The organism is Prochlorococcus marinus str. MIT 0918 (assembly GCF_027359415.1).
Classification (GTDB): Bacteria; Cyanobacteriota; Cyanobacteriia; order PCC-6307; family Cyanobiaceae; genus Prochlorococcus_E; species Prochlorococcus_E marinus_C.
The window spans coordinates 1,065,353-1,078,225 of the sequence record NZ_CP114780.1; the positions used below are offsets into that span (position 1 = coordinate 1,065,353).

At 36.8% G+C, this 12,873-nt stretch carries 14 protein-coding genes and 1 tRNA gene; 7 read left to right on the plus strand and 8 right to left on the minus strand.

Annotation, left to right across the window (positions count from 1 at the left end):
* Positions 1-9: 9 nt before the first annotated feature.
* Positions 10-1,149 carry a recombinase RecA gene (gene recA, locus O5636_RS05930; RefSeq protein WP_269621898.1) on the plus strand — a complete coding sequence of 380 codons (1,140 nt, stop codon included), beginning with the start codon at positions 10-12 and terminating at the stop codon, positions 1,147-1,149.
* A 23-nt stretch (positions 1,150-1,172) separates the two neighbouring features.
* On the opposite strand, the gene O5636_RS05935 is transcribed toward recA, so the two are convergent.
* A complete protein-coding gene (locus O5636_RS05935) occupies positions 1,173-1,418 on the minus strand; it encodes a DUF2839 domain-containing protein (RefSeq protein WP_269621899.1) in 246 nt (81 codons plus the stop codon).
* 70 nt (positions 1,419-1,488) lie between these two features.
* Positions 1,489-2,919 (minus strand): helicase, encoded by a 1,431-nt coding sequence (locus O5636_RS05940; protein ID WP_269621900.1) that lies wholly within the window; start codon positions 2,917-2,919, stop codon positions 1,489-1,491.
* A gap of 81 nt (positions 2,920-3,000) precedes the next feature.
* Between O5636_RS05940 and O5636_RS05945 the strand changes: the two genes are divergently transcribed.
* Complete coding sequence (locus O5636_RS05945) at positions 3,001-3,852, plus strand: prephenate/arogenate dehydrogenase (protein ID WP_269621901.1); 852 nt, start codon at positions 3,001-3,003, stop codon at positions 3,850-3,852.
* Positions 3,853-3,856: 4 nt separating this feature from the next.
* Here O5636_RS05945 and crtD read toward each other — a convergent pair whose 3' ends face one another.
* Positions 3,857-5,368, minus strand: a complete 1,512-nt coding sequence (gene crtD / locus O5636_RS05950) for a C-3',4' desaturase CrtD (protein WP_269621902.1) — start codon at positions 5,366-5,368, stop codon at positions 3,857-3,859.
* A gap of 38 nt (positions 5,369-5,406) precedes the next feature.
* Between crtD and O5636_RS05955 the strand changes: the two genes are divergently transcribed.
* Complete coding sequence (locus tag O5636_RS05955; RefSeq protein WP_269621903.1) at positions 5,407-6,291, plus strand: fructosamine kinase family protein; 885 nt, start codon at positions 5,407-5,409, stop codon at positions 6,289-6,291.
* Between the two features lie 24 nt (positions 6,292-6,315).
* On the opposite strand, the gene O5636_RS05960 is transcribed toward O5636_RS05955, so the two are convergent.
* Positions 6,316-6,681: a CAAD domain-containing protein gene (locus O5636_RS05960; protein WP_269621904.1), complete on the minus strand. Its 366-nt coding sequence runs from the start codon at positions 6,679-6,681 to the stop codon at positions 6,316-6,318.
* A 121-nt stretch (positions 6,682-6,802) separates the two neighbouring features.
* On the opposite strand from O5636_RS05960, the gene O5636_RS05965 reads away from it, so the two are divergent.
* Both O5636_RS05965 and moeB read left to right on the plus strand, forming a co-directional pair.
* A complete protein-coding gene (locus tag O5636_RS05965; protein WP_269621905.1) occupies positions 6,803-7,312 on the plus strand; it encodes a M67 family metallopeptidase in 510 nt (169 codons plus the stop codon).
* Positions 7,313-7,339: 27 nt separating this feature from the next.
* On the plus strand, positions 7,340-8,500 hold the full coding sequence (gene moeB / locus O5636_RS05970) for a molybdopterin-synthase adenylyltransferase MoeB (protein ID WP_269621906.1): 1,161 nt from the start codon (positions 7,340-7,342) through the stop codon (positions 8,498-8,500).
* Here moeB and O5636_RS05975 read toward each other — a convergent pair.
* Positions 8,497-9,684, minus strand: a complete 1,188-nt coding sequence (locus O5636_RS05975) for a cob(I)yrinic acid a,c-diamide adenosyltransferase (RefSeq protein ID WP_269623535.1) — start codon at positions 9,682-9,684, stop codon at positions 8,497-8,499. The genes moeB and O5636_RS05975 overlap by 4 nt on opposite strands.
* Positions 9,685-9,778: 94 nt before the next feature.
* On the opposite strand from O5636_RS05975, the gene larE reads away from it, so the two are divergent.
* Positions 9,779-10,624: an ATP-dependent sacrificial sulfur transferase LarE gene (larE, locus tag O5636_RS05980; RefSeq protein WP_420063790.1), complete on the plus strand. Its 846-nt coding sequence runs from the start codon at positions 9,779-9,781 to the stop codon at positions 10,622-10,624.
* 17 nt (positions 10,625-10,641) lie between these two features.
* Here the strand turns inward: larE and speD are convergent, their stop codons facing one another.
* Together speD and recF are read right to left on the minus strand one after the other, a co-directional pair.
* The gene (gene speD, locus O5636_RS05985) at positions 10,642-11,070 is read right to left on the minus strand and encodes an adenosylmethionine decarboxylase (RefSeq protein ID WP_269621908.1); all 429 of its coding nucleotides are present in this window, start codon (positions 11,068-11,070) and stop codon (positions 10,642-10,644) included.
* Between the two features lie 59 nt (positions 11,071-11,129).
* Positions 11,130-12,248 (minus strand): DNA replication/repair protein RecF, encoded by a 1,119-nt coding sequence (gene recF / locus O5636_RS05990; RefSeq protein WP_269623536.1) that lies wholly within the window; start codon positions 12,246-12,248, stop codon positions 11,130-11,132.
* 80 nt (positions 12,249-12,328) lie between these two features.
* Between recF and O5636_RS05995 the strand changes: the two genes are divergently transcribed.
* Positions 12,329-12,402 (plus strand) — tRNA-Arg (locus tag O5636_RS05995).
* Between the two features lie 18 nt (positions 12,403-12,420).
* On the opposite strand, the gene O5636_RS06000 is transcribed toward O5636_RS05995, so the two are convergent.
* The gene (locus O5636_RS06000; RefSeq protein WP_269621909.1) at positions 12,421-12,870 is read right to left on the minus strand and encodes an N-acetyltransferase; all 450 of its coding nucleotides are present in this window, start codon (positions 12,868-12,870) and stop codon (positions 12,421-12,423) included.
* Between the last annotated feature and the right edge of the window lie 3 nt (positions 12,871-12,873).

Genomic DNA, 12,873 nt, shown 5'->3' on the forward strand with positions numbered 1-12,873 from the left:
GTAATCACAATGTCAGCTGAAGTCAAAACAACCACATCTTCTGGTTCTGATTACCGTTCAAATGGTACGCAGTCCGGAGAAAGAGACAAAGCATTAAGCCTCGTTCTTGGCCAAATAGAACGGAATTTTGGCAAAGGGTCAATCATGCGACTTGGAGATGCTTCTAGGATGCGTGTGGAGACCATCTCAACTGGCGCTTTAACGCTTGATCTAGCACTAGGCGGAGGATATCCAAAAGGAAGGGTTGTGGAAATTTATGGGCCAGAAAGTTCAGGGAAAACAACACTCACTTTGCATGCTATAGCGGAAGTTCAAAAGCGAGGTGGTGTAGCAGCTTTTGTAGATGCTGAACATGCTTTAGACCCTGTATATGCAGCTTCTTTAGGAGTTGATGTTGAAAATCTTTTAGTCTCGCAACCCGACACAGGGGAGATGGCACTAGAAATTGTTGACCAATTAATCAGATCAACAGCTGTCGATTTAGTTGTTGTAGATTCTGTGGCAGCACTAACCCCTAGATCAGAAATTGAAGGGGAAATGGGGGATCATGCAGTGGGAAGTCAAGCCAGATTGATGAGCCAGGCAATGCGAAAAATTACTGGGAATATAGGTAAATCCGGATGCACAGTAATTTTTCTCAACCAACTACGTTTAAAAATAGGTGTCACCTATGGGAACCCCGAAACAACAACAGGAGGTAATGCTCTCAAGTTTTATGCCTCTGTACGCCTCGACATTCGCAGAATTCAAACACTTAAAAAAGGGACCGAAGAATATGGCATACGCGCTAAAGTGAAAGTTGCCAAAAACAAAGTTGCTCCTCCCTTCAGAATTGCTGAATTTGATATTTTGTTTGGAAAAGGAATTAGCACATTAGGATGTTTACTTGACATGGCAGAAGAAACCAATATTGTCACTCGAAAAGGTGCTTGGTATAGCTACGAAGGTGATAACATAGGCCAAGGGCGAGACAATACAATTATTTGGCTTGAAGAAAATACAACCGCAAAAGAAACCATAGAGAAATTAGTCCGTCAAAAACTAACAGAAGGTTCTGAAGTTAGCGCTAATTCCATGCGACCCCTTGCTGCCGCCGCTCGTACAGCAGCAGCAACACCAGTGATGAAAAAGGTTTCTAACGCTGCCTAAAAGCGCGAATCTCTACCAATAAGTCACAAATCAGCCGGAATCCACCATCCGGCTGCAGGTCCAACGATACGTACTGTTAGCCAAATCAAAATTAGTATAGCTATACCTACCCAACCAGCTTTAATAGTAAAATCTATAAACTGAGTTCTTTGATTCTCTGTAACGGAGAGCCAAGGAACAATCCGTGGAGAGTCATTTTTACTAGTTTTTTTTGTTTTAGTATTTCGTGGTGGGAGTCCCTCAAAAGATCTCCTTCGTGCCTCTCCCATGTCAATAATTGCAATTATCTAAAATTGATATGAACAGTCTATCTATAACCACGAAAATTAAACATTATTATTAATCAGGCAATAAACGGTCTACTGGAATCCATGGCTCAAGAGCATCCAAAACTTTTTCACCCCAAACCCTTGCACGCAAACGTCCATCTAAAATAGCAATACGTCCATGATTTTTTCTAACTGGTAGTACTAATTTTGGCAAAAGCGTTAGGAGATCAGGTAAAAGCAAATCTCGAAACCAATCCAATCCTTGTTTCTTAAATGCTTCAACTCTAGCTGAAGTTAAAGGTGATTCTAAACTACTTATTGGTAATATAACAACTACTAATTGTTCTGGAGAAGGTAGTTGATCCTGAGAAGTCAACCACCAATAAGAGCTGCAGCAAATAACTCCATTAGAATCAGGAGCTGTAGATTGATAAATAACTCTTTTACCAAATTCTGCAGCCAACTCAGCAGTTAATTTCCTAAGCAATTGATCATCATCCAAGATAATAATGGTCAGTCCCTGTCTTCCTAGAATCAATCGACGAGATTGAACTAATACATGTTCTGCAAAACATTCGGCATTCGGCAAAGGTTGTCTTAAAGGTGCAAATAATTTCAATGGTTCTTGATGTATTTGAGCGCCTAATTGAACATTCACATTAATAATTTCAGATAAAAACTCAAATTCATTGGATAATGAGTCACTCAAAATAATGAATGAACTGTCTACAAAAAGTTGGTTAAGGATTTGCAATGGTTCAAGAGGTTGTAAATGCCAAGTCCAATCAAGAACCTTATGATTAAGTTCAGTCCAACTAGCCCAACCTTGACCAATAGCATCAAATACTGTCGACCATGGCGAAGGAGGTTGGCCCATTAAACCACATAAATCATTCAACACAAAAACATCCTGTAAATCCAATCGCACGACTCCATCTAATCGAACAGATTGTGCAAATAATTTCCTAGTTAAGCGTTCATGTAAATCAATTAAGGCAAGTGAAATGGAGGGATATGCCCTGCGAAGAGTATCCCAATTAGCAGAAGAAATTTGCATAGCCATTGCCTCCCTTAATCTCTTACTTAACAGTTCTGCCTCAGGAATAATTAATTGCTTTCCCTTGAGATATTTTTTACGATGAGCAGTCAATAATTCCTTATGATCAACCAACCAAACCTGTCCATCCAATGGGGGGGTATTGCCTTCCCATATAGAAAGATTTACTCCCTCATCTTTTAGTCTTGGGATCTCAACTTGAAATAATCGCTGTTTTTGCTTTGCTGTTAAAAGCAAGACAACATCAGAGCTATACCAGCAAAGAGGGATAAGTAGACCTAACCAATAATCATCGTGATGATTAACTTTAAGTTTAAATATAGATCGATCTCTTCTCCGCAAGCTTCTTGCCACTAATCTACTCAAAGTCAAATTATGAGGCCAAACCAAAGAATCCTTCTTAAGAAGTTTTTTTATGAAATTATGAGCATATGCCTCAATCATTGAGCAACACCCACTAATTCACCAAAATTCCATTCTATATTGAAGTGAAAATAAAATGACAAAGGAGCACTCTCTAGAATAATGGGGTTAGAACGCGTTGGAATAGTAGGGCTAGGTCTAATTGGAGGTTCTATAGGACTTGATCTTCAAAAATTAGGTTATGAAGTATATGGTCTTGTGAATCGATCACAAACACTTGAACAAGCAAAAAAAAGAAACTTAGCCCAATTTATCAGTCTGGACCCCCAAATAATTTCTAATTGCTCATTAATAATTCTGGCATTACCTCTCTCTCAACTAATCAAACCAACAACAGACTTAATTCATGCACTACCTCCAAATGCAGTAATTACAGATGTGGGGTCAGTGAAGACACCTGTAATAACAACATGGAAAGAGTTACACCCTAAATTCATCGGCAGCCATCCTATGGCTGGAACAACTGATTCTGGCGTAAATGCTGGTAAGAAAAATTTATTTCAGAATCGTCCTTGGATTGCAACACCTGACCGCACAACTGATCCAGAAGCATTAGAAGTTGTCTATAAGTTGGCACTTGCTTTGGGAAGTAACTGGATTACAGCCGATGCTCAATTACATGATCAAGCAGTAGCCCTCATCTCTCATTTACCGGTATTTATAAGCGCCGCATTACTAAAAGCTGTTAATCGACAAGAGGATACTGCTTTACTGGAACTAACTAAATCAATTGCATCAAGTGGTTTTGCAGACACTACTCGAGTCGGAGGGGGGAACCCTGAACTTGGTTTAGCTATGGCGGAAACTAATACTGCATCACTGCTAGAAGCACTACATACATATAACTCATCAATTACGGAACTGACAGCAATGATTCACTCTAAACAATGGGAAGCTTTATATAAAGAACTGAAATCCACTCAACTAAATAGGCCAGATTTTATTTCTAATTAAATAATTATCGAGGTAAATGTAATTCTCGACCTTTCATAGCCATCAATTGTCTACAAACCATTAAAGATGATTGACTTACTCCTGCAGTCCCTTCTCCTGGATAAATTGAATCTCCACAAAGCCAAAGATTCTTCATAGGAGTTCGACTAGATAAACCAAAAGGGCCAAAATTACTTGGTGTTTGACCTAATCCTCCAACAATACCCTTTGGACGACCTGTCCATCTAGCAAAACTTTTTGGTGTCGCCAACTCCTTATGCAACCAGCATCGAAGATCAATATTCAAGGTTGAATGTAAAGCTTGAAGAATATTATTTAAGGTAATTTCTTTATGTTTTTGGTAGTCAATATCAATGCAAGAAGTCCAAAAATCTGAATCTGCAAAAGTACTGGCAATCACAGTCGCTTGACCTAAAGGAGCACGACCATCTCCATCTTGGCTAATTGAGATAAACAATGGTCCTGGATTATTTAGCATCAATTGCAAATGACTAGAATGATGTAATGGAAGATGCCTACGCTCAAGTGCTCCATAAAAAACAATCGCTCCACTAGGTTGTGATAATTCTTGAATTCTCTGCTCATATTCTTTTGGTAAACATGAGTTCCTGGACATCAAATTCAAAAGGCACTGAGGCGGTAGTGTACAAATCAAATGTTCCGCTTGAAAACGCAATGTAGTGCCTTTATGCTTTCTAACATCTACCTGCCATAGCTTTGAAGTAGCATTCAATTCTAACCCTACAACCTTATGACCTAAAAGTAAGCTGCCCCCATCTCGTCTAAAAGGAGTCAACAAGTTGTCACTAAGTTTTTGCATAGATCCCTTCAGATGCCATAAACCAAGAGGGGCCTGAGCCATTTGAAGGACAGTCGCTCCATATAAAGCTGCTGTAGAGTCTGCAGGTTGTTGTGAATAAAGCTTTAACTGCAAGTCTAAGAATTTTCTTAATCGTTGATCATGAGCACAAGAACATAGCCAAAGGAGGTCAGCCATAGAGGATTTACTAAAAATTCCACTCACGAAATTCATCAATCGGCTAGCCTTAAAAAATTGTTTTAAATCCCAAAAAGTTTGCCAAGGTAATACAGGGTCATTAGCTGCAAAAGACCAATTACTCTTATGTAATGCACTACATAAAGACCAAAAAAGTTGGCTATCGGGAAAGTGTTTTTCGCGTTCGTTTTCCCATTTTTTTTGACTATGCCAAAGCACAATTGATTCACTATCATCACCAAGATTTACAACACATGCTGGATCGAGAATTGTCGCAACAGGTGCAGGAGACTTTAGATATCTAAATATTCGATCATGAATACCACCATGTTCGAGTCCAGCAACTTGTGTGGCTCCTACATCAAAAATATAGGGCCCTCGTCTAAAGGTTCCAGCACATCCTCCTGGTTGCAAATGAGCTTCTAAAATAATTACCTTCTGGCCTTCATGAGCCAATAAGGCGCCCGCTGTTAAGCCAGCAATACCCCCACCAATTACAATGACTGATTGAGTAGACATATCAATAATGATCTATATACACCAATAGCAAAGAGAACATGCAAAAAATCACTATAGAAGAAATTTTTCGCACAGAAAGTCCTCTAAAAGGAGAAAGAGTCACAAATGTAATTCCTGTAAATGGAGGGTGTATTCATGATGCTTGGTGCCTTGACTTAGAAACAGGTAGACAATTATTCGCCAAAACTACATCTGTCAAAAACTCATCAATGCTTCAATTTGAAGCAAAAGGTCTTGATGTATTAAGCCAAGCAGTGAATACATCCTATATAAAAGTTCCTAAACCATTATCTATCCAAGAAATTAAAAATACTTCAATACTAATACTACCTTGGTTTAATTTATTGGAAGGCGATGAAAAAAAACTAGGTCATGGCCTTGCCTTACTTCACAAAGAAACCTCAAAAAATAATACAGAAGGATTTGGATGGGGTGAAGATGGATTTATAGGAAATAATCCTCAAATAGGAGGATGGGAATCAACTTGGGGAGAATGTTTTGTCAATCTTCGTTTAATACCACAAATGAAAATTGCAACAAAATGGGGCCTAAATTTTGATAACAAAAAGGTCTTATCTAAAATAACTAATTTTTTGAATGAACATGAACCTTTACCATCACTGGTTCATGGAGATTTATGGAAAGGAAATGCTGCTACTAATAAAACAGGTGAAGGGGTTCTATTCGACCCAGCTGTCTGGTGGGCAGATAGAGAAGTTGACATAGCTATGACTAAACTATTTGGTGGTTTTTCGAAGCAATTCTATTCTTCATACGAAGAAGTATTCCCTTTAAGTTCTTCTTTTCATCAAAGAATTGAAATATATAACCTTTACCATTTACTCAATCACGCTAATCTTTTTGGTGGTTATTACAAACATGAGTGTCTATCAATATTGAAAAGACTTGATAATATACTCTAATAACTAATGACTAAATTAATCTAATTAATCGATATATTCTTTACGAAGATTTTGAACTTTCTCTACTACTGCATTCCGTTTTTCGCTAGTAGTCAGATTTTGCCAACTCCACTGACCCACAACAACAATTCCCAAAAGTTCTAATAATCCAGGCAATAAAGGGAAGAAATTCACTGTGTCAACTACAACCTTAATAATGATTTGAGCAATAATGACAACTGCAATAATCCCAGCAGCCTTGCCATATTTACCCATTTGCGACCAATCAACTTTTCCAAGAATTTCATTTGCTTGACCCATAAAGTCAGTAGCACGTTCTGAAATACTTGGCCCATCAGGGGTAGTATCAGTGGTTGAGTCTTGGTTTGACTCTGGACTTACATCAGACATTACCAAGTTCTTACATTTGAATGTTGAATTGAGTGTATCTAAATAATCTTTTAAGTGCCAACATTGATTTAGAGATAATGCCGAACCCTGATAGAGAGAGGACCGAACACAACAAAGTTCAATGACAATACCAACTCATATTGAATTTCAAGAAGACTTGAAACAAATTCTTCTTTACAGCCTTCTAGCGGTGAGTCCAGAGGAAGGTTGCGCCTTATTACTAGGAAAATCATTGAAAATAAGACATAATCAAAAAGCAAATATCTATCAAGTTCAATTAATTTGGCCCTGTTGCAATGTCTGGGAAGATAAAATAAATAATAATTTTGAGTCAACTTTTTTATATGAAGAGATGCGTCAAAAAACATTATCCAAAAAGAACCGATTTGCTTTAGACCCAAGAGAACAACTCTTTGCTCAAAAATGGGCTAGATCTAAAAGGTTAAAAGTTCTAGGTACTGCGCATTCACATCCAATCAATTCCACAATCCCATCAAAAATTGATATTTCCTGTATCTTTTCTCCTAATTTAATGATTATCGTAAATGGGGAAAATGAAATGAGCGGATGGTGGGTAAAAAGTCCACAAGATTCTAATCCAAAACAAATACCACTATTGAATAAAAATTAAACGGCGTAAATTAGATTTTCTTAAATAATGGAAAAAACCAATTCAATTAATTCAGAACTAAATTCAGATGACCTAGAAAGGTATTCTAGGCATCTTGTTCTTCCAGAAATAGGTCGTAAAGGACAAGAAAAATTAAAAAGTAGTTCTGTTTTATGTATTGGATGTGGCGGACTTGGTTCTCCATTATTAATGTACCTTTCAGCAGCTGGTGTAGGCCATATTGGTCTTGTTGATTCTGATTTAGTAGAAAAATCAAATCTTCAAAGACAAATCATTCATGGATCAGATTGGATTGGAAAAGAAAAGACTTTTTCGGCAAAATCGCGAATTCATTTAATCAATCCAAATTGTAAAGTTACCATATATAATACTATTCTTGATCAAGACAATGCTTTAAAAATTATAGATCCATATGATGTTATTTGTGATTGCACAGATAATTTTAAAAGTCGATATTTAATTAATGATGCCAGTGTCATTCTTGGGAAACCAAATATTTATGGTGCAATTCAAAGATTTGAAGGACATTCAACAGTATTTAACTTAACCAAAGATAGCCCTAATCTTAGAGATTTTCTCCCTAGCCCACCACCAAATAATTTATTACCATCATGTAGTGAAGCAGGTGTCTTAGGAATACTTCCAGGCATAATAGGATTAATCCAAGCTACAGAAACTATTAAGATTATTACTAATATAGGTGAGCCATTAGATGGAAGAATAGTAATATTTGATGCCTTAAGGATGAAATTTAAGGAACTAACATTATATAAAGATAATACAAGAAAGCCTATAAAAAAACTAAGCGAATATAAAGAAATGGATATCAATCTTAAACATAATCAAGGTGAATCTGTAGATTTTATAATTGAAAGAGTCTCAGCAAAAGAGCTCAAACATCAACTGAAAATAAATCCTAGTAAGATTCTTCTAGTTGATGTCAGAACAGATCATGAATTCCAATTAAATTCTATTAAAGAATCTACTTTAATACCACTAGAAAATATTAGAAATGGAAAAGATATTGAAAAAATTAAAAAGCTTTCGGCTAAGAAAAAAATCTATATTTACTGCGAGAAAGGAACAAGATCGATAAAAGCTATTCTCTTATTAAAAAGATATGGGATAAATGCGATAAATGTTGATGGAGGTATTTCAGCATGGAGCAAAGAGGAATTTCCTAATTAATAATCTACTCCTTTTTTAAGATGAACTCCTTTTTCTGCATAATGTTTATGGCAAACCATCTCAGAATGTACACTTGCTAAATCAAAATAAGGAGGGTGATTTTTACACCGACCTGTAATAATGACTTCTGTTTCAGTGGGTTTACGAAGTAAGGTTTCTACAATGGGTTCAACAGGAATAAGCTCTAAATCAACTGTAGGGTTAAGCTCATCCAAAATCACTGTTTTATAAAGACCACTACTAATAGCAGCTCTAGCAATTTCCCAAGCTCGTTCTGCTTCAACATAGTCAATTGACTGTTGCTGGCCTCGCCAAACAATAGCATCCCTACCTGAACGAAGATGATCAACTAAATGAGGATAACTTTCACGAAGAGCTGCAATTGCAGCATCTTCTGTATATCCATTCCCTCCTTTAAGCCATTGCAAAATTAAAACTCTATGACTTTTATCTTGGCTAATGCCTTTACCAATAGCCTGCAAAGCCTTACCTAAAGCACTAGTGGACTTACCTTTACCTTCACCTGTATAAATTTCTATACCACCAATTAAACTCGGTGGAGAATGTTCTAATTCATTAGCTTTTGGTCTGCGATGAGCTCTCATTTCAGAATGTAATTCTGCTATTTGAATTAGAGGTTGGGGGGCAGCACGGCCTGTAACAATAATCTCCATGCCATCAGGCCTAGAAGCAATAGTTTGGACAACCTCTGCCACCGGAAGCAATCCTAAATCTAGAACAGGATTCAACTCATCTAGAACAACTACTGAGTAAAGAGCACTCGCTATTGCTCCTTTTGCTATATCCCAACCTCGTTTTGCTTCGCTTTTGTCAAAAGCAATTGATTCTTCTGCAGTAAAAAAGTCTCCTCTCCCTGTTCGAACCTGATCAATTAAATGCGGAAACCCCTGTTGTAATGCCTCTATAGCAGGATCTTCGTCATAAGATCTGCCAGGACCTTTAAGAAACCTAAGAAGTAAAACTCTGGTTCTTCTTTTTTCACAAATTCCTAAGCCAATAGTTCTTAAAACAACTCCTAATGCGGCCTGACTCTTTCCCTTCCCCTCACCATCATAAATATGTAATTGGCCATGAATCCTTTCTTTGCTATGAGCAGCTGTAACTATCCCTATAGAATTCTTACTCTTACGAGAAGAAGAATGCTGTTGAGATGAATCCTTCAAATGGTTATTATTTGACACCTGTGAATAATTCCATCATAAAAGAGGTTAACTAATGCATGTATTGAAGATAATCTTCAATAGGGCTTAAATCATGATGCTTAAGCTACAAGATCACCTTAAAAAGTCAAACCTTCAACAACTGAATCTCTTAAGAGATTTCATTAAAAGCTATAAAAAAGCTTGTGTTGCTTATTCAGGAGGTGTCGATAGTTCTTTGATTGCTGCAATTGCTCAAGAACAATTAAATACTAATGCTATTGCAATTACAGGTGTATCTCCTTCATTAGCCCCATATCTACGAAAAGAAGCTCGCCAACAAGCAAAGTGGATCGGTATAAAACATAAAGAATGTCAAACACATGAGCTAGAGAATCCTAACTACAGTAATAATCCAAGCAATCGATGTTTTGCATGTAAAAACGAACTTCATACTCATTTATCGCAAATTGCTAAAACTTTTAAAGGAGCAAAAGTAATAGATGGAGTTAATTTAGATGACCTAGGGGATTATAGACCTGGTATTGAAGCTGCTCGTCTAGCAGGCGTAGGTTCTCCTCTAGCAGAACTAAAAATCAACAAACAATCCATTCGAGAAATATCAAAAGCACTTGGCTTCCCTTGGTGGGACAAACCTTCACAACCTTGTTTAGCATCTCGCTTCCCCTATGGAGACACTATTAGTTCCGAAAGGCTACAACAAGTAGCCAAAGCAGAGCAATGGTTAATTGAAAAAGGTTTCAGAAATGTAAGAGTAAGAATTCAAGGTTTTGCAGGCAGAATAGAAATACCCTCTGAGCAAATTGATGAATTAATATTAAAATTAAATCGTGAAGAACTTATCGACTATTTTTCATCGATCGGATTTACGTCAATTAGTATTGATCTTGAAGGATTAGTTAGTGGAAAATTAAATAGAGATAAGAATTATTTTAAAAATTAATTTACCAATAGAAACTATTATTTGGAGTAAGGATATCTTGGAATAATATTCACTTTCTTAGGAGTATTTCTGATAAAACTTTTTAAATCATGATTACTTGCACCTAGCTCTTTAACTAAAAACTCACAAGCTTTTTCAGGAAGAGTTTCTTGACCACAAGTAAATACATCAATTGCTGCATATTTAATTTCTGGCCAAGTATGAATAGAAAGATGGGATTCTGCTAAAAGCGCTAAACCTGTAACACCTTGTGGGTGAAACTTATGAGTAATCATATTTAACAATTTTGCCCCTGCAACTTGCGCAGCTAGCATCAAACTGGTTCTAATAAACAATTCATCATTCAACCGTGACGAGTCGCAATGGAACAACTCAAGCATACAATGCTTTCCATGCATTTCATCTGGGCCAACATGAGAGTCTTCTATTAGGTTCTTATATGACATCAAGCTTGATACGTAGCAATAGAGTTGGATTAATAATCAGATATTAAACCGTAATTAGACTACATGAGTTCCCATACTCCTTTCTGTTGATCATGTAGATCTATCAACTGAGAGTTTTTGGTCCAATCACCTTCAAAAGCATTTATGTGAGTAGCACTAATTAAACATTGATGATCTTCTCCTACTGCTTCCAAAAGCAACAGTTGCCTCATAGGATCCAATTCTGCAAAAACATCATCTAAAACTAACAAAGGAGGCTGATTATAAATGTCTCTAACCAGTTCTAATTCTGCCAATTTTAAAGCTAAAACAAGAGTTCTCTGCTGACCAGCCGAGCCAAATTTACGTGCTGGCAGACCATTAATTAAAAAACACACTTCATCCCGATGCGGTCCGACTTTACAAAGTCCTAACTTCTCTTCATTTGGCCTTTGTTCTAAAAGCTGCTTTTCAATCAATGTTCTCCATATAAATTCTTCCTCTTCCCCTTCCAACAAACTCCCTGGCAGATACTTTAATTCTAAAGATTCTCGCTCCTTACTAAGTTTTTTTTGCCACCTTAATGCATGAGGCTCCAAATGCTTAAGTGCTCTACTCCGACGACGATGAATGCGGGTACTCACTAATGCCATCTGAGAATCAAAAGTATCTAATAAGGCATGATGATCTGAATATGAAACATCATTCCTTTGCCTCCATAATTGATTTCTTTGACGTAATAACCTATTAAATCGAGTTATTAAGTCTCCATAAATCGGTTCAAGTTGCTGAATAACTCTGTCCAGCCAATTTCTTCGAAGAGAAGGTTCTCCGCGAACCAAAGCTAAATCAAAGGTACTAAAACCAACACATTTAATAGTTCCCAATAAATCTAACTGTCGAGATAATAATTTCCCATTCCTATATGCTTTTCTTGCTCCACTATTTTGAAATTGCAATTCAATTTTCTCCTCATCGCTAGTAATAGCTCGAATGAATGAACTATCTTGCCCCCAAGAAATCAAATCCTTATCATTACTACAACGATGTGAACGTAAACTACCCAATAATTCAACTGATTCTAAAAGGTTCGATTTACCTGATCCATTAGGACCAATCACCAAAAGGCGTTGTTCAGTTAATTTCAGCCGTAGCCGTTTGTAACTGCGGAAATGTTGTAGTTCTAGTTGATGAAGGATAATCTTTCTTTTGCTCCTTTAGCTAAGCTAGGTGTATTGAGACTCTAATAGGTCTCATGATTGGCAGACAGCCAATTAGTGGGCATGTAGCTCAGTTGGATAGAGCATCAGATTCCGGTTCTGAGAGTCGGGGGTTCGAGTCCCTCCATGCTCGTAAAAAGATATTTATCAATTAAATTTTATAAGCCATTGTTCTTATCCCACCTGGATCAATAATAAATCCTGAATCTTCCAATAATTGAATCGCCATAGATGGTGATGCAATTGAAATACTGCATCCAGGCAAATTTTTGCGAATAATTGACAATGCACTATTAATTAAAAAGGCTAACAAGTGATGTTGATTCTTACCTGGTTCAGCTACAAGGTCCCAAAGATTAGCATTTAACCCCTGATCAGTAGTGATCCTAACGAATCCTGACAATTTCAAAGTCTTTTCTTGCAATATAGACAAGTTACAAAAACTATTATCAAAGGCTTTGCCTAATTTTTTAGGCGAATAAATGTCTGCATTACATTTATAAAGTAAACGATTCAGCTCCTTAGGCGAAGGAGGCTGTTCCTTTTCCAAAAGAAAGCCTAAAGGAAGTTGGTAAGATTTTGTATTATGAAATGTAAACAAAAT